16 protein-coding genes and 3 tRNA genes are annotated in these 16,221 nt (G+C 64.3%); 5 read left to right on the plus strand and 14 right to left on the minus strand.

The window, feature by feature from the left end; all coding sequences use genetic code 11:
- Positions 1 to 77: 77 nt before the first annotated feature.
- From P4U43_RS10600 to P4U43_RS10635, 8 genes are all read right to left on the minus strand, one after another.
- A complete protein-coding gene (locus P4U43_RS10600) occupies positions 78 to 992 on the minus strand; it encodes a DUF2797 domain-containing protein (RefSeq protein WP_277358713.1) in 915 nt (304 codons plus the stop codon).
- A 48-nt stretch (positions 993 to 1,040) separates the two neighbouring features.
- Complete coding sequence (locus P4U43_RS10605) at positions 1,041 to 1,607, minus strand: type 1 glutamine amidotransferase domain-containing protein (protein WP_056543877.1); 567 nt, start codon at positions 1,605 to 1,607, stop codon at positions 1,041 to 1,043.
- 67 nt (positions 1,608 to 1,674) lie between these two features.
- Entirely contained in the window at positions 1,675 to 3,108 is a 1,434-nt protein-coding gene (locus P4U43_RS10610; protein ID WP_277358714.1) for a MinD/ParA family ATP-binding protein, read from the minus strand.
- 129 nt (positions 3,109 to 3,237) lie between these two features.
- Positions 3,238 to 3,311 (minus strand) — tRNA-Met (locus tag P4U43_RS10615).
- Between the two features lie 55 nt (positions 3,312 to 3,366).
- Positions 3,367 to 3,438: transfer RNA gene (locus P4U43_RS10620), tRNA-Thr, on the minus strand.
- A gap of 174 nt (positions 3,439 to 3,612) precedes the next feature.
- Complete coding sequence (locus P4U43_RS10625; RefSeq protein ID WP_277358715.1) at positions 3,613 to 5,544, minus strand: DEAD/DEAH box helicase; 1,932 nt, start codon at positions 5,542 to 5,544, stop codon at positions 3,613 to 3,615.
- 348 nt (positions 5,545 to 5,892) lie between these two features.
- On the minus strand, positions 5,893 to 6,555 hold the full coding sequence (locus P4U43_RS10630) for an MOSC domain-containing protein (RefSeq protein ID WP_277358716.1): 663 nt from the start codon (positions 6,553 to 6,555) through the stop codon (positions 5,893 to 5,895).
- Positions 6,556 to 6,600: 45 nt separating this feature from the next.
- Positions 6,601 to 7,353, minus strand: a complete 753-nt coding sequence (locus P4U43_RS10635; RefSeq protein WP_277358717.1) for an SDR family NAD(P)-dependent oxidoreductase — start codon at positions 7,351 to 7,353, stop codon at positions 6,601 to 6,603.
- A gap of 65 nt (positions 7,354 to 7,418) precedes the next feature.
- Between P4U43_RS10635 and P4U43_RS10640 the strand changes: the two genes are divergently transcribed.
- Positions 7,419 to 8,594 carry an amidohydrolase gene (locus tag P4U43_RS10640; protein ID WP_277358718.1) on the plus strand — a complete coding sequence of 392 codons (1,176 nt, stop codon included), beginning with the start codon at positions 7,419 to 7,421 and terminating at the stop codon, positions 8,592 to 8,594.
- Position 8,595: 1 nt separating this feature from the next.
- Positions 8,596 to 9,048, plus strand: coding sequence for a hypothetical protein (locus P4U43_RS10645; RefSeq protein WP_277358719.1), 453 nt, complete (start codon positions 8,596 to 8,598; stop codon positions 9,046 to 9,048).
- 4 nt (positions 9,049 to 9,052) lie between these two features.
- Here the strand turns inward: P4U43_RS10645 and P4U43_RS10650 are convergent, their stop codons facing one another.
- Together P4U43_RS10650 and P4U43_RS10655 are read right to left on the minus strand one after the other, a co-directional pair.
- Positions 9,053 to 10,207: a cystathionine gamma-synthase gene (locus P4U43_RS10650; RefSeq protein WP_277358720.1), complete on the minus strand. Its 1,155-nt coding sequence runs from the start codon at positions 10,205 to 10,207 to the stop codon at positions 9,053 to 9,055.
- Between the two features lie 23 nt (positions 10,208 to 10,230).
- Positions 10,231 to 11,607 carry a cystathionine beta-synthase gene (locus P4U43_RS10655; protein WP_277358721.1) on the minus strand — a complete coding sequence of 459 codons (1,377 nt, stop codon included), beginning with the start codon at positions 11,605 to 11,607 and terminating at the stop codon, positions 10,231 to 10,233.
- A gap of 103 nt (positions 11,608 to 11,710) precedes the next feature.
- Between P4U43_RS10655 and P4U43_RS10660 the strand changes: the two genes are divergently transcribed.
- A complete protein-coding gene (locus tag P4U43_RS10660) occupies positions 11,711 to 12,673 on the plus strand; it encodes a DNA-3-methyladenine glycosylase family protein (protein WP_277358722.1) in 963 nt (320 codons plus the stop codon).
- 197 nt (positions 12,674 to 12,870) lie between these two features.
- Here the strand turns inward: P4U43_RS10660 and trxA are convergent, their stop codons facing one another.
- On the minus strand, positions 12,871 to 13,281 hold the full coding sequence (gene trxA / locus P4U43_RS10665) for a thioredoxin (protein WP_277358723.1): 411 nt from the start codon (positions 13,279 to 13,281) through the stop codon (positions 12,871 to 12,873).
- Between the two features lie 226 nt (positions 13,282 to 13,507).
- Here trxA and P4U43_RS10670 point away from each other — a divergent pair, with 226 nt between their 5' ends.
- Positions 13,508 to 13,915 carry a hypothetical protein gene (locus P4U43_RS10670; RefSeq protein ID WP_277358724.1) on the plus strand — a complete coding sequence of 136 codons (408 nt, stop codon included), beginning with the start codon at positions 13,508 to 13,510 and terminating at the stop codon, positions 13,913 to 13,915.
- A 69-nt stretch (positions 13,916 to 13,984) separates the two neighbouring features.
- Here P4U43_RS10670 and P4U43_RS10675 read toward each other — a convergent pair.
- Both P4U43_RS10675 and P4U43_RS10680 read right to left on the minus strand, forming a co-directional pair.
- Positions 13,985 to 14,066, minus strand: a tRNA-Tyr gene (locus P4U43_RS10675).
- Between the two features lie 117 nt (positions 14,067 to 14,183).
- Positions 14,184 to 14,471 (minus strand): hypothetical protein, encoded by a 288-nt coding sequence (locus P4U43_RS10680; protein WP_277358725.1) that lies wholly within the window; start codon positions 14,469 to 14,471, stop codon positions 14,184 to 14,186.
- Positions 14,472 to 14,588: 117 nt separating this feature from the next.
- Here P4U43_RS10680 and P4U43_RS10685 point away from each other — a divergent pair, with 117 nt between their 5' ends.
- Positions 14,589 to 15,077: a YajQ family cyclic di-GMP-binding protein gene (locus tag P4U43_RS10685; protein WP_056543842.1), complete on the plus strand. Its 489-nt coding sequence runs from the start codon at positions 14,589 to 14,591 to the stop codon at positions 15,075 to 15,077.
- 78 nt (positions 15,078 to 15,155) lie between these two features.
- Here P4U43_RS10685 and htpX read toward each other — a convergent pair whose 3' ends face one another.
- The gene (htpX, locus tag P4U43_RS10690) at positions 15,156 to 16,034 is read right to left on the minus strand and encodes a zinc metalloprotease HtpX (RefSeq protein ID WP_277358726.1); all 879 of its coding nucleotides are present in this window, start codon (positions 16,032 to 16,034) and stop codon (positions 15,156 to 15,158) included.
- Positions 16,035 to 16,221: the final 187 nt, after the last annotated feature.

Raw genomic sequence — 16,221 nt, forward strand, 5'->3', positions numbered from 1 at the left:
AGATGTGACCCTCCTACTATGTTGCGAAGATCACTACCTGCGCTGCGTCCGGGCCAAGACGAGAAGTGCAAAGCCCGTCAGAAGAGTTCGTCCTGCACGGCGATGGGCGCGGACCGGAATTCCCCAAGCTCCACGCGACGGCCCCGCAGGAGCGCGAGGTTCAGGAGGAACCTGCCTTCCAACACAGCGATCAGTGCGGTTTGCCCGAGTAACGCAAGGACGGCCCCACCGTGATCTCCTGTCTCAAAGCTGAGCGGGTAGACCGGTGCCCGCGCTGTCAGTACCTGTTCCCAGCTGCCCGGCGGATCCCACTGCTCCTCCACCGTTTCGAACCCATCAATGCCGACGTCGGCAGCCAGCAACTGACGCAGGCCATCTGCCGCTGCGGCATTCAGAACATCCAGATCCCTGGGCGCCCGTGGGCGGGCCAGGGCCGCAGTCTTCGCCGCCGACCGGACAGCCTGCGGCAGGCCTGCATGGCGGGTTGCAGCGTCTTCAAGGACGCGGACTATCCGACCGTCGTCCGCACGAGCGACATAGCGGGCAACGACTGCGCCCTGCTCGGTCAGCCGGCTCCATTTGCTGCGGTGCGAGGCCGTTCCCACCTTGGTGGCGCCGTCAGCGAAGGTCGCGACATAGAGCCAGTGCTCCTGTGCGAGGTAGGCGGCAAGCCCGGGAGGCGCCACACCGGAGCGGTGAACGTCGTGCATGAACCGGAAGTCATCACGCGCGAAACAGGGGCCGCACTGGTAGCCGCGCTCCGCCGTCGTCTGTTCCGGGCAGGGAAAGGAGCGGCGGTCCTTGGGTCCCGGCACCTTTGAATAGCCCAGGCAGAAGCGTGCACCCCTGTCCCCGAGGAGTCGGAATCCAAAACCTGCCGGAAGATTCTCAAGCGGCAACGACGCCGGAGCGCCCGGCGGCGTGGCGAGGGCGAGGGACGGACCGGACCGGTCCCAGGACACGCTGTGGCACAGGAAAGGTCCGGTAAGCATGTCGCCACGCTACCGGACCCTCCTGTTTGAAGTACGCCGCCGGAGGGGTCAGGCCGTCTGTCCCTCGTGCGGACCTTCCGCGATCTCCTCGAGCACCTTGTCATTGAAGGCGGGCAGATCATCGGGGTTACGGCTGGTGACGAACCCCTTGTCCACTACAACCTCATCATCGGTCCACTCAGCACCCGCGTTACGAAGGTCTGTTTCGAGCGTGTGGTAGGAGGTCATCGACCGACCGCTGACCACGCCGGCTTCGATGAGCAGCCACGGAGCGTGGCAGATCGCAGCTACGGGCTTGTGCTGTTCAAAGAAACTGCGTGTGAAGGCCTGTGCGTCCTTATCCACCCGCAGATGGTCCGCATTGACGACGCCGCCGGGCAGCACCAGTGCGTCGAAATCCTCGGCCTTTGCCTGGCTGAGAGGGAGGTCGACGGGGAATTCATCACCCTTGTCCGTGCCGTTGAAACCCTGCACCGAGCCCTCGCCGGGCGCCACGAGTGTGGGCACTCCACCAGCACCCTTCACTGCTTCCCAGGGGCTGGTCAACTCAACCTGTTCCACGCCGTCCGTGAGCAGGAAGGCCACTTTCTTGCCGGAAATATTGTGCATAGTCATGCTTCCTCCATTCCGTTGGCTTACGGGTTAAGCCTAGGAACGATCGGAATGATAAGCAACCTGACTATTACAGGCCGTCAGCTACTGCGGCGGCAGCAGCAAGCCAGGCACCCTGTGTCGCCGGCTTCAGCGCACCCCAGCGGATGCGGCCCTTCAGCAGCGCCACATCATAAGGAATGGTGACGGCGCTCCGCGCAAGCTGTGCGAAACCGTCCGCAATCTGCTGGGCCTGCGCCGCTGTACCGTTCTTGTCTGACTGGCTGACAATGACGACGGCGTTCTGCGACAGCTCCGCATACTTCCCACCGCGTGCACGAAGAGCCTCGAGCAGTAGCGCGCCCGCTTCCGCGTGCTCCTCAAGCGTGGTGGTGGCGATGACCAGCTGGTCCGTGTGGTGGATCATGCGCAGCCAACGCTCGGCGGTCTCATCATTTCCGGAGTCGACGATGTTCAGCCGGAAGTACTTTGAGGCAACCTCGTGGAGGGCGTCGAAATTATCGGCGGTGATTTTCTGCTCGGAAGCGAGCACATCCGGTTTGGACCGCAGGACGTCGTATTTGTCTTCCGTCTGGTGGTGGACGTAGCGGGCAAGCAGCGCAGACTGGGCGGAGGGAGCCAGCAGCTGACTTGTCTCGGGCAGCAGGTCCATCACCGAGGAGTTGTGTGGCCCCTGTTCGGTGCGCCAGCCCAGCGTGCCGCGGGTTTCGTTATTGTCCCAGGCGAGCACCGGTCCCCCGCCGTTCCGGGCGAAAACCGCAGCGAGCATCACGGTGGTCGGCGTCTTGTTTGCGCCACCCTTGCCGTTCACCACGGAGATGGTCCGTGGACCCGGCCAGTGCTGGCTCACGGCACGCGTATGCGCCCGAATGACCAATTCCCGCTTCGATGGCGCAACGCGGATCCCCAACCGGGACAGCAAACCGCGGAAACCGGTCTCCGCGGGAACAGTTCCGTTATCCGATGCCAGGAAGGAACGGCGCCGGCCCTCGGCTGAGTCCTGCCGGCGCGACTGGCGTGGCGGGTCAGCGGGGGTGCTGGGCACCGACGGAACGGGAGGCAGGGTGGTGACGGCCGTCGTCGCACCTGGTCCGGTTTCTGGTTGCATGCGGACCTCCGGCGCGGTGGGTGGTGCCGTGGCGGGAGCCGACGGCACGGGAGCGGATACGGCGGGAGTCATGGAGCCGGCGGGCGCCACGGAGCCGGCAGCGGGTGCTGGTGGTTGCTGGGGAAGGACCACGGGAACGGACATGGTGCGGACGCTATGGGCCGATTCGTCAAAGCGGATGTCGAGCACCGGACGCCGGACGGTGTCCTCGGTGTGGCCCTCCGGCTGTGCGCCCTGTTGCGGCGCCTGCGGAGCCGGTGACAAGCGGTCCGCGAAGCGGGGAACCTCCGAGATGGGCCCTGTTCCGGGGTCACGTCCGGTGCGGCGTCGGCTTGCCCGGGTTGGGAAGTCTTCCGGGTTCTCGCCCGGCCCCCAGGCCGAATCGTTGTCAGTCATGGTTCCTGTCCTGTCGATGTGCCTCGCGCCCCATACTATAAGGAGGCTGACCACAGCCCGTCCCTGGTGCAGGCACCGGGAAAACACAACAGGCCGACAGCTCACTGCGAGCCGCCGGCCTGACACTTGTAGCGGTGGCGGGACTCGATCCCGCGACCTCACGATTATGAGTCGTGCGCTCTAACCAGCTGAGCTACACCGCCATAAATGAGACTGCCCGCTTCAATCTTACGATCTTTGGCGGGCCTCCCATTTGAGAGCCCCCCACCGGAATCGATCCGGTGACCTCGTTCTTACCAAGAACGCGCTCTACCACTGAGCTAGGGGGGCAACAGCAGAAAACTTTACCAGCTAAATCGCGTGCTGAAAAATCGAGTTGTGGGGTGGGCCAGCACAGCGAAAAGCGCCGGTGTTGCGCACAAACGTGGGGAACTTCCCACGAATCTGCACAACACCGGCGCTTTTGCGGAGGACGGAGTTCAGCGTCCCATCAGGATGCTCGAATTACCACTTTTCGCGGCGGCCGTTACCGGCACCGGCGCCCTTCTGATGACGCGGCTTGCGGTCGCCGGAGGTTGCTCCGCGGTCGCTGCGGAAGTCGCCGTCGTGCGAGCGCTCGGTGCGGAAGCTGCCGTCGTGTCCGCGGTCACCGCGATAGCCCTCACCCTTGCGATGCGGCTTCTTGAAGTCACCGGCGGGGCGGTCGCTGTTGGGGCGCCGCCCCTTGTCCAGCTCGAGGTGGATCAGTTCGCCGCCGATGCGGGTCTTGGACAGCGCGCGCCACTGGTCCTTGGAGAGCTCGGCAGGGAGCTCAACCAGGGTGTGGTCCGCGCGGATGTCAATCCCGCCGATTTGCGACGACGACAATCCACCTTCGTTGGCGATGGCTCCAACGATGGAGCCGGGCATGACGCGCTGGCGGCGACCAACGGCGATGCGGTAGGTAGCGTTACCCTCGGTGAGGGTGCGCGTGGGTCCGCGGGAGCCGAAGGCGTCCTTGCGGCCGCCTGCCCGTTCCTTCTGGCCCGCCGGCGCCTGCGGGATGTCCTTGACCAGGATGGGGTTTCCGCCCTGGGACATGACGGCGAGCGCTGCGGCGATCTCCGCGGCGGGCACGTTGTGCTCATTTTCGTAGTTGGCGATCAGGTCACGGAAGATCGAGACGTCCTCAGTGGCGAGGGTCTCGGTGATGCGCTCCGCGAACTTGTTCAGGCGGAGCTCGTTGACCGCCTCGGTGGAGGGCAGGTGCATCTGCTCGACCGGCTGGCGCGTCGCCTTCTCAATGGAACGCAGCAGGTACTTCTCACGCGGCGTGATGAACAGGATGGCATCGCCGGAACGGCCCGCGCGGCCGGTGCGGCCGATGCGGTGAACGTAGGACTCGGTGTCATGCGGGATGTCGTAGTTGACCACGAGGGAGATGCGCTCAACGTCGAGGCCACGGGCTGCGACGTCCGTTGCCACGAGGATGTCGATCTTGCCGTCACGCAGGGCCTCGATGGTGCGCTCACGCTGCTGCTGGGGAATATCACCGTTGATGGCAGCCGCCTGGAAGCCCCGGGAACGCAACTTGTCCGCCAGGTCTTCAGTGGCCATCTTGGTGCGCACGAAGGCAATGATTCCGTCGAAGTCCTCGACCTCAAGGATGCGGGTCATTGCGTCGAGCTTGTGCGGGCCCATGACCTGCAGGAACCGCTGGCGGGTATTGGCGCCGGTGGTGGTCTTCGACTTGACCGTAATTTCCTGCGGGTTGTTCAGGTACTTGGAGGCGATGCGGCGGATGGCGCTCGGCATGGTCGCCGAGAACAGCGCAACCTGCTTGTCCTCCGGCGTTCCTGCGAGGATCTGCTCCACGTCATCGGCGAAGCCCATGCGCAGCATCTCGTCAGCTTCATCGAGCACGAGGTACTGCAGGTTGGACAGGTCCAGTGATCCCTTGGACAGGTGGTCGATGACACGTCCCGGGGTGCCGACCACTACCTGAGCGCCGCGGCGCAGGCCTGCCAGCTGGGGGCCGTAGGCCGAACCGCCGTACACGGGCAGCACGGTGAAGTTGTCGATGTGCTTGGCGTAGGAGGCGAATGCCTCAGCGACCTGAAGCGCGAGCTCGCGGGTCGGTGCAAGGACAAGGACCTGCGTGAACTTCGCAGGACCGTTGAGGTCCGCGAGCTCAGCCATCCTGGACAGCGCGGGAATGGCAAATGCGGCGGTCTTGCCGGTTCCGGTCTGGGCGAGGCCTACGACGTCGCGCCCTTCCAGCAACACCGGAATGGTGGCTGCCTGGATGGGGGACGGCTTTTCGTAGCCGACGTCGGACAGCGCTGCAAGCACGCGACCGTCGAGGTTGAAGTCGGTGAACTTTACATCAGGCGTGCCGGTGTCTGCAGTTTCGGTTTCAGGGGTGGCAGTAACGTCAGGGGACAGGTTTTCAGGCATGGGGAAGTTGACCTTCACTAGGAGCCGGGCGGCGTGGTGAGCCGCATGAACAGGAAATCCAGCGCTGTTTCAATCCCGCGGCAGGACCATACATTCCAGCTTTGCACCGCTATCACAGCGGTGAAGTGCAATGTTTCTGACCGGCGCTCCCTGAATGAATCTGCCCGCTTCGATCAACGATGCGGGCCCCAACACAACCAATCCATGCCGCATGAGGGCAGGAATAAAGGGAAAACCGGTGTGGGGGATGTTTCAAGTGTACCCCACGGAGCTCCCGGCTCTTCCGTGGGAGACGCAATCTCGACGTGAGGCTGCCCACAGGACCTCTCCGGCATCGTTCAGAACAGGTCAGGCTGGCACCTGCTGTGCCTTCATCTGTGCCTGTGCCCGGGCGAGCACTTTGGCGACGTCCGGCGTGAGGATCGCGCCGTCGTCGTGCGCGGCCTGCAGCCTCGCTGCCTGCTCAGGCGAGAGGCCCGCGAACAGTTGGCCGACCGTCACCCCGTGTTCCGGTCGATGCTCGACGACGACGGCGTCCCCCGCCTCGATGTGCCCACCCTTCAGGACGCGGAGGTACGTGCCGATCCTGCCTTCCGCGGCGAAGCGCTTCACCCAGTTGGACTCCCCCAGATAGCGGGCGAAGTTCATGCATGGAGTCCGCGGCTCAGTCACCTCGAGGAGAACGTCTCCGATGCGCCACCGCTCGCCGATCACCGCATGGCTGGATTCAATTCCGGACACGCGGAGGTTTTCGCCGAACTTGCCCGGCACCATGTCGCGTCCCAGTTCCGCTGACCAGAAGTCGGCGTCTTCCTGTGAGTAGGCGTACACCGCCTTGGACGGGCCGCCGTGGTGCTTCCGGCTCGCCTGAATGTCCCCGGTCAGACCGAGCGGATGCACTTTGACGGGCCCGGCCGTAGCCCGCTTGTCGATTGCCGTGACGCCGGTGGAATCCTTCGTGGGCAGCAGGGCGTGGACGCGGCATACGGCAAGAAGGGCACCTGTTGTCATGTAGCGATGGTATCCGGCGGCGCGCACGTCACGCGCCGGCGCTTTTCAGGAGGCCGAGAACCCGCCGTCGGCCTTGATGAGCTGACCGTTGATCCATCGGCCCGCCGGCGAGAGAAGGAAAGCGACGACGCCGGCCACATCGGCCGGCGTGCCGAGGCTTCCCGTTGGCTGCTGCTGGATGAGCGCTTCGCGTACCTCGTCGATCATCCATCCGGTGTCCACCGGGCCCGGGTTCAGCACGTTGGAACTGATCTTCCGCTCCCCCAACTCGCGTGCCGCAGCGATCACGATCCGGTCGAGTGCGCCCTTCGATGCTCCGTACGGCAGGTTGTGCACCGTATGGTCACTGGTCAGCGCGACGATTGCGCCGCCGTCGTCCGGGCACTGCAGCGCGAAGGCGCGGATGAGCTGCCACGCTGCACGGACGTTGACGGCGAAATGACGGTCGAAGCTTTCCACGGTGGTGTCGAGGATTGATGAGTCGACGCTCTCCGCGTGTGAGAGCACCAGCCCCGTCAGCGGACCCAGTTCGGCGGCGTCGGAGATCAGTGCATCCGGCGTGCCCGGCTGCTCCAGATCGGCGGGCAGCAGCGTGACGCGTGAGCCGATCGCCTCCAGCTCCGCGGCGAGATCCCGCAACTGGGCGTATGGATCCGTGGCCTGGTTCACCCGCTCGTCATAGGGGTGCCAGTAGGAGAGGACAAGGTCCCATCCCTCCGCCGCGAGGGCACGGGCGATTCCCGCCCCAATCCCCTCGGGACGGCCGGCGCCGGTGATCAGGGCTGATCGTTGCATCATCGGATCAGTGTAGGCAGACGGTAAGTTTGGTTGTGACCCCCACCACCGGCGAAAGGTCTCCACCCATGACTGTCACAGCAATCATCAACGCGCACGTCGTTCCCATTGAAGGCGAACCCTTCGACGGAACCGTGCTGATCGAAAACGGCAAGGTCTCCGCACTCGGAGCGGACGTCACCGCTCCGGAGGGTGCCGACGTCGTCGACGCCGACGGCAAGTGGCTCCTCCCCGGCTTCGTCGATGCGCACGTGCACCTCGGCACACATGAAGAAGGCGAGGGATGGGCCGGCGATGACACCAACGAGATGACGGATCCGGTCACTGCCGGCGTTCGCGCCCTGGACGCGGTGAACCCCTTCGATCCAGGATTCGACGACGCCCTGGCCGGCGGAGTGACCTCGGTGAACGTGAATCCCGGATCCGGTAATCCGATCGGCGGCCTCGCGGTTGCGATCCACACGCACGGCCGGTACATCGAAGAGATGGTGCTGCGCTCCCCCAGCGGGCTGAAGTCCGCCCTCGGCGAGAATCCCAAGCGCGTGTACGGCGAAAAGAAGCAAACGCCATCCACGCGGCTGGGTACGGCCATGATCATCCGCAAGGCGTTCATGGATGCGCAGAACTACATGGGCAAGGCGGACGAGAACGCCCGTGACCCGAAGCTTGAGGCCCTGGCCATGGTGCTGCGCCGCGAGATTCCCTGGCGGCAGCACGCCCACCGCGCTGACGACATCGCCACTGCGCTGCGCATAGCGGACGAGTTTGGCTACGACCTCGTGCTTGACCACGGGACTGAAGCGCACCTGCTCGCCGATGTGCTGGCGGAGCGCGGGATCCCGGTGCTGATCGGACCGCTGTTCACCACCAAGTCCAAGGTGGAGCTGCGCGGCCGCTCGATCGCCAACCCGGGGAAGTTGGCGGCGGCCGGCGTCGAAATTTCCATCATCACGGACCACCCGGTCATCCCGATCAACTTCCTGGTTCACCAGGCGACCCTCTCCGTGAAGGAGGGGCTGGACCCGGTCACGGCGCTGCGCTCCATCACCATCAACCCCGCGAAGGTGCTGGGGCTGGCTGAGCGCATCGGTTCCCTGGAGCCGGGCAAGGACGCCGACGTCGTCCTCTGGAGCGGTGATCCGCTGGATGTCATGCAGCGTGCGCTCACCGTCTGGATCGGCGGCAAAGAGGTCTACCGTTACGACGAGGCGGCGCGCACCGGCGTCGTAGCTCCCCGCGGCTGACGTGGCACGACAGCCCCGCCCAGACCTTCCGCCACGGCCGCTGACCATTCGGGCAGCGATTGCCGTGGAGGTGCTGGTCAGCGTCCTGTTCCTGATCGCCGCCGCAAGCTTCCTGATCTCCGCGGCGGCCCAGGAGATAGACCGGGCGGGGCTGATCGGCCTCGGTGCGCTGCTGGGCGGACTCGCCGTCGTTCAGCTGGTGCTGGTGCTGGGACTCCGCCGGGGCAAACGCGGCGCCCGTGAACTTCTGACCACGATCGGGCTCATTGTCGGAGTCCCGATCCTGGTCCGCCGCACGCCCGGCCTGTCAGTGGTGTGCGTGGTCATGCTGATCGGCGTGGTGCTGATGTGGCTGCCGACGTCGACAGCCTGGTTCCAGCGGATCAGCCCGAAGCCGCAGAACAAGTGGGTGCGGCTGGTCAGCCGGACCGTAAGCCCGTTCCGGAAGCGCTGATCCCCTAGAGGTTCGTGAACGCCTTTTCGAGGTCCGCGATGAGGTCCTCAACGTCCTCGATGCCCACAGACAGGCGCACCAGATTCTCCGGCACCGCCAGCTCAGTGCCCTTGACCGAAGCATGCGTCATCTCGGACGGATAATTCATCAGGGACTCGATGCCGCCGAGGGATTCCGCGAGCGTGAAGAGTTCCGTCGATTCAGCGACCGTGCGCGCGGCCTGCTCTCCGCCTTTGAAAGACACGGAGATCATGCCGCCGAAGCTGCGCATCTGGCGCGCCGCAAGCTCATGGCCGGGGTGATCCGCCAGACCCGGGTAGTAGACGCGCTCCACTTCTTCACGACCCTGGAGCCACTGGGCGATCGCGAGCGCATTGGTGCTGTGCCGATCCATCCGCACACCGAGGGTCTTCAGCCCGCGCGTGGTCAGCCACGCCTCCATGGGCGCGGATACGGCGCCCACTGCGAATTGGATGAAGCCCACCTTCTCGGCAAGGTCAGCATCATTGAGAATGACGGCGCCGCCGCTTGCGTCCGAGTGCCCACCGATGTACTTCGTGGTCGAGTGGACAACCACGTCGGCACCGAACGAGAGCGGCTGCTGCAGGTACGGGGTAGCGAACGTGTTGTCGACAACCAGCATCGCGCCGGCCTTCTTCGCGATGGCTGCAATGGCTGCAATATCGGTAATCTTCATCATCGGGTTGGACGGCGTCTCAACCCAGACCATGCGGGTCTTCCCGGAGTTCACCGCATTTTCGACGGCGTCGAGATCCGACATGTCTACAGCTGAATTGGTGATACCCCAGTCCGCGAGCACGCGGTTGATGAGCCGGTAGGTTCCGCCGTAGGCGTCGTTACCCAGAACGATGTGATCGCCGGGCCGGAGAGCTGCCCGGATCAGGGCGTCCTCGGCAGCAAGGCCTGAGGAGAAGCTGAAAGCATGCTCCGCACCCTCAAGTGCTGCGAGCTGGGCCTGGAGGGAGTCGCGGGTGGGGTTGGTGCCGCGCCCGTACTCGTACCCGTTGCGCAGCTGGCCAATGCCGTCCTGCGCGAAGGTGGTTGTCTGGTACAGCGGCGGAATGACCGCGCCCGTGGTGGGGTCAGGGGTCTGCCCGGCGTGGACTGCGCGCGTGTTGAAGCCGTTGGTTGAGGTCACTGGGTTGCTCTCCTTCGAAAGGTTTAGCTGCTCAGATACGTCAGCAGGTCGTGGCGCGTAAGTATTCCCACGGGCGCTCCCACGAAGGTAACCATCAGGGCGTCGCTGCCCTGCAGCCGCTCACGTGCGCTGGTCACCGACTCAAGCGAGCCGATGAGCGGCATCTTCTCCCCCATGTGCTCGGAGATCTTGTCGGTGAGTTTGGCTGTGCCGTGGAAGATCTTCTCCGTGAGATGGCGCTCATCGACGGAGCCGAGGACCTCGCCCATCACCACCGGCGGTTCCTGCGAGAGGACCGGGATGTTGGACACGCCGAACTCATTCATGATCATGATGACGTCCCGGACGGTCTCATTCGGGTGCGTGTGCACGAGGTCCGGCAGCGCGCCGTTCTTCGAGCGGAGCACCTCGCCGACCGACGACTCATCACCGCTGTCCATGAAGCCGTAGGACTTCATCCAGTCATCATTGAAGATCTTGCCTAGATAGCCGCGGCCGCTGTCAGGCAGAAGAACGACGACGACGTCCTCCTCGGTAAGGTCCTTCGCCGCGCGGAGCGCGGCCACTACCGCCATACCGGACGAACCGCCCACCAGGAGGCCCTCCTCACGGGCGAGCCTACGAGTCATGGCGAAACTCTCGGCGTCGTTCACGGGAATGATCTCATCCGGAACCGACGGGTCATAGGCGTCCGGCCACATGTCCTCGCCGACGCCCTCCACGAAGTACGGGCGCCCGGTGCCGCCGGAATAGACCGAGCCTTCAGGGTCTGCGCCGATGACGCGGACGGTCCCCGACTCGCGGTCCTTCGAAATGTCCTTGAGGTAGCGGCCGGTGCCGCTGATGGTGCCGCCGGTGCCCACGCCGGTGACGAAGTGTGTGATCCGCCCCTCGGTGTCATGCCAGATCTCAGGGCCGGTGCTCTCATAGTGGCTGAGCGGGCCGTTGGGATTGGAGAACTGGTCGGGCTTGAAGGCACCTGGGATTTCGCGCGTCAGGCGGTCCGAGACACCGTAGTAGGACTGCGGGCTGTCCGGTGCAACGGCCGTCGGGGTGACCACCACCTCGGCGCCGTAGGCTGCCAGGACGTTGCGCTTGTCCACGCCCACCTTGTCCGGCACCACGAAGATGCACTTGTACCCGCGCTGCTGGGCAACGAGCGCAAGCCCGACGCCGGTGTTCCCCGACGTAGGCTCGATGATGGTACCTCCGGGGCCCAGCTTGCCCTCTTTTTCTGCGGCGTCGATGATCTTGACGGCGATGCGGTCTTTCACCGACCCGCCGGGATTCATGTACTCCACCTTCACCAGAACCGTAGCGGCGATGCCATCGGTGACCTTGTTGAGCTTGATGAGGGGGGTGTTACCGATGAGATCCAGGACGGAGTTGGCGAACTTCATGGTTAACAAGTTACCGCTATGCACTCCGTGGACCTGACTCAATGGATCTGACGGCGCACCTGCGACCGGCGAACCGTCACCGGCACGTGCGAGCATTAACAGCATGACCATCACCGCTTCCGCCCCGGCCGCTCTGTCGGCAGAGTGGGAGCTCCATGAGCCTTATGCGCTGCTGCCTTCCGTTGGGCCGCTGCAGTGCGGTCCACATGATCCGACTGTCATCTTCCGCGACGGTGCGGCGTGGCTGGCTTTCCGGAACGACGACGGCGCGGCCACCCTTCGCTTGTCCCAGCGGGGCGGTCTGCGGTCATCTTCAGTGCACGCAACAGCGTGGGGACCGGGTGCCTCCCTTGCCCTTGCCTCTGTTCCGCAGTTGGCGGGATTGGTCGATGACTGGAGCGGGTTCGACTCCCCTGCCTTCGCGGCCGCGCTGCCCGAGTTGGCCCGGAAGGGCCGCTATCTTCAGCCCGGCCTCCGGTTGCCTGCAACCGGAAGGATGCTTGACGCCGTCGTGCGCGTCATTCTGGAGCAGAAGGTGACGGGGCTTGAGGCGAAGCGGGCATGGCGGTACCTGGTGACCCGCTTCGGTGATCCCGCACCGGCAGCGCCCGGCGCTCCGCGGGAGCTTCGGCTGCCTCCGACTGCTGCACAGTGGCGGCGGGTTCCGTCTTGGGAGTGGCACCGGGCAGGTGTTGATTCGAAACGGTCGGCCACAGCGTTGCGGGCTGCCGGCGTCGCGTCCGGCCTGGAGCGGTTGGCGGGACTGGATGCTGCGGGTGTGCACGCCGGGCTGTGCTCGATTCCCGGGATCGGCGTGTGGACTGCCGCCGAGGTGCTTCAGCGCACGCACGGGTGTCCCGATTCGATTTCGGTGGGCGACTTCCACCTCGCGGCCTTCGTTGGGGCGGCGCTGACCGGCGAGCGCACTGACGACGCCGGAATGCTCGAGTTGCTCAAACCGTGGGCGGGCCAGCGTCAGCGGGTGGTGCGGATGTTGTACGCGAGCGGGTTCCGGAAGCAGGCGTACGGTCCGCGGCTGTCGCCCGAAGACCACCGGCGGCGGTAGGTTCTGCTGCCGGTGCGCGCAATCCTGCACCTTCTCGCTCTCGGTGTTCCTGCCGTCCGCCTGTTTCCGGCGGTTGGCTGCGCCGTCGTCGTCATGTCCGGCCAGAAGCTGCAGGATTGTGCGTTTTTTTGGGGCTTAACGTGCGAAGGCTCCGGCCCCCACTGTTGACGGGGGCCGGAGCCTTCGACGAAGTCTTGTTATGCCTGGGGCTGAGCACCTTCAGGCTGCGCGCCGTCAGCGGAGGCCTTGGCCTGCTGCTCGGCGACCTGTGCGTGGACTTCCTTCATGTCCAGTGCCTTGACGGCGTCGACCAGCTCGGTGAACTGGTTGTTGTTCAGTGCACCCGGCTGCGAGAAGACGAGGACCTTCTCGCGGAACGCCATCAGCGTGGGGATGGAGGTGATGCCTGCTGCCGCGGCGAGCGACTGCTCGGCTTCAGTGTCCACCTTCGCGAAGGTGACGTCGCTGTGCTGCTGGGACACGGCGTCGTACACGGGAGCAAACTGCTTACACGGGCCACACCATTCAGCCCAGAAATCGACGAACACGATGTCGTTCGTTTCGATGGTCTCGGGGAAAGTTGCCTCAGTGATGTCAATAGTTGCCATGTCTTCACGCTAACGAGAATCGGCGGAGATGTCTCGTCCTGTTCGCTCTGCGCGAGGCCGCTTGGTACAACGCGAGGCTGGATGCGCGCAGACAAGACGGCGCGCTTCATTCCAATTCCGACAGGTGGGTGGCGGTTATCCACATTTTCCTGCAAGTGCCGCTGTAGGCGGAGCGCTTCGAATAGCGTCAGTTTCGCGGACGAAAACGCTACGGAAAGGACGCAAGATGACCCGCCATACGGCTTTGATTCTCACCCACCAACTGGATGCTGAAGAATCACTCGAACGCAGCATCGCTCTGCTCGACGACCTGTTCTCGAAACTCCCTTTCATTCCCGATCCAGGACGCACGGAACTACATGCCGTGGCGCCTGCAACCGCTCTGAAAGAGAAGCTCGTGCTTCCTCGGGGACAGCACGGCGAGGAACTGGCAGCAACCCCGGCCGGAGACGTGCACCACCTTTTCGATGGGCAAAGCTGGCACACGCCCGAGCAGTGCCCTCCTGCACCGATGGACAGCAATGGCGCTACAGGCTGGCAGTGGCTCTACTTCAACACACTGCACAACACAGATGCGAGCACCATCTGCTACCTCTGGGACATCCACGCGCTTGGTGCCCGAAGCGCTGCTTGATCCAGCGCGATCAAAGCGAAAGGCCCGCACTACCCTGGATTTCCGGGCAGTACGGGCCTTCGTGGCGAGTGGCAGATGAGGGATTCGAACCCCCGTAGGCTGTGCCAGCTGATTTACAGTCAGCCCCCTTTGGCCGCTCGGGTAATCTGCCGAACGTCTCGTGAAGAAAAACTCTTCAGGAAGACTGCCCGCGGATCGCCGTCCGCAGGCAAAATAACTTTACAGAACATCCCGCGCATTATCGAATCGTGTTCCGGTACAGCCGATTTCAGCGACCGGACGCCACCCGACGCTCGATCTGCGCGTAGAAGCTCTTCGCCTGGTCAGCGGTCACCAGGCCCATCTCCACCGCGTTCTGAAGGTCCGCGCGTACGCCCTGCAACCGGACAGAAGACGAGGATTCTGACCCAACTTCCGGCTCCTGCGGCAGCGTAACGATGGGCGATGCAGCGACCGACGGCGCCACTCCCACCCCTGTCAGCGAGGCGGCCATGATCAGCGACCCGGCAACAGCATGTCGGGCATGGACAAAGTAGCGACGCGATTGCGCGGTCAAGAGTTCCTCCTGAGAACGGCTGAGGGTTCCACCGTTTCACCCGCACATGAACGCCGCCTGTCGCGAAGCTGTGAATTAGGGTAGGAGCAGGAAAATACCAACCAGAAGGAGGCAACGGTGGCCAGTGAATCCACATTCGACGTTGTAAGCAAGGTAGACAAGCAGGAAGTTGCCAACGCGCTGAACCAGGCACAGAAGGAACTTGCCCAGCGCTACGACTTCAAGGGTGTTGGAGCTGAGGTGGATTTCAGCGGCGAGATGATCCTCATGAAGGCAAACTCGGAAGAGCGCGTGCTCGCTGTGCTCGACGTCCTGCAGTCCAAGATGATCAAGCGCGGCATCTCGCTGAAGTCCCTCGACACCGGCGAGCCCTACGCCTCGGGCAAGGAATTCCGCCTCGAGACAACCATCAAAGAGGGCATCGCACAGGACATCGCCAAGAAAATTAACAAGCTCATCCGCGATGAGGCACCCAAGGGCGTCAAATCCCAGATCCAGGGTGACGAGTTGCGCGTCAGCTCCAAGTCCCGCGATGACCTGCAGGCCACCATGGCTCTGCTCAAGAACTTTGACGAGGCTGACCTCCAGTTCGTGAACATGCGGTAGGCGTCCAAGCCAACCAACGACGGCGACGCTCCCTTGAGAGGGGGCGTCGCCGTCGTCGTTCTGGGCTTGTAACCGGTACTACTGCAGGGTGCGGCCGGCCATACCCTCCAGGCGGGCAATGCGCTGTGCCATGGGCGGGTGGGAGGCGAACAGCTTCTTCACCCCTCCGCCGCGGAACGGATTCGCAATCATCAGGTGCGAGGTGTTGACCAGCTGCTGGCTCTGCGGCAGCGGCGCCTGCTGCGTTCCGCGCTCGAGTTTACGCAGGGCGGAGGCGAGAGCCAGCGGGTCTTCCGTGAGGCGGGCGCCGTCTTCATCGGCGTCGTACTCGCGGGTTCGGCCGATGGCCATCTGGATGAGCCCCGCAGCAAGCGGTGCAAGGAACGCCAACAGCAGCGCCGCGATCGGGTTGCCACCCGAGTTCCGGTTGCCGCCCATCAGGCCAGTGAACGCGAACATCTGCGCAACCGAGGTGATGACGCCGGCAACAGCGGCGGCAACAGACCCGGTCAGGATGTCACGGTTATAGACATGCATCAGCTCATGCCCAAGCACACCCCGCAGCTCGCGCTCGCTGAGAATCTGCAGGATGCCCTGGGTGCAGCAGACCGCTGCGTTTTCCGGGTTCCGGCCGGTGGCAAATGCGTTGGGCGCCATGGTCGGCGAGACGTACAGGCGGGGCATCGGCTTGCCCGCCTTGGTGCTGAGCTCGCGCACGATGCGGTACATCGCCGGCGCCTGCTGCTCCGTCACCGGAACAGCTTTCATGCTGCGGATAGCGAGTTTGTCGCTGTTCCAGTAGCTGTACGCGATCGAGCCGACACCGATCAGCGCGAAGATCCACAGGAACGCCGAACTGCGCGTGGCCGAAGCGATCACCGCACCGAACAGCAGGAAGATCCCCATCAGGGATCCGAAAAGCAGGGCCGTCTTGGCCCCGTTGAAGTGGTTGTGCACCTGTTCTCCTTGTTGACTTACCTACCGGTACAACGGCGCTGCGCTGCACCCTGTTCCGCCGTCAGTTCCGCAGCCCTTCAGCGTGAAAGGACGGTGCACACGCAGGCGCGGTTGCCCTCGCCGTCGGCCAGCACGGTGAAAGACGGCGCCTGCGCCTCGTCGACGACGGCGCCTCCTGCGGCGACGG

Origin of the sequence: Arthrobacter vasquezii (assembly GCF_029455255.1) — a bacterium.
Taxonomy (GTDB): domain Bacteria; phylum Actinomycetota; class Actinomycetes; order Actinomycetales; family Micrococcaceae; genus Arthrobacter_D; species Arthrobacter_D parietis.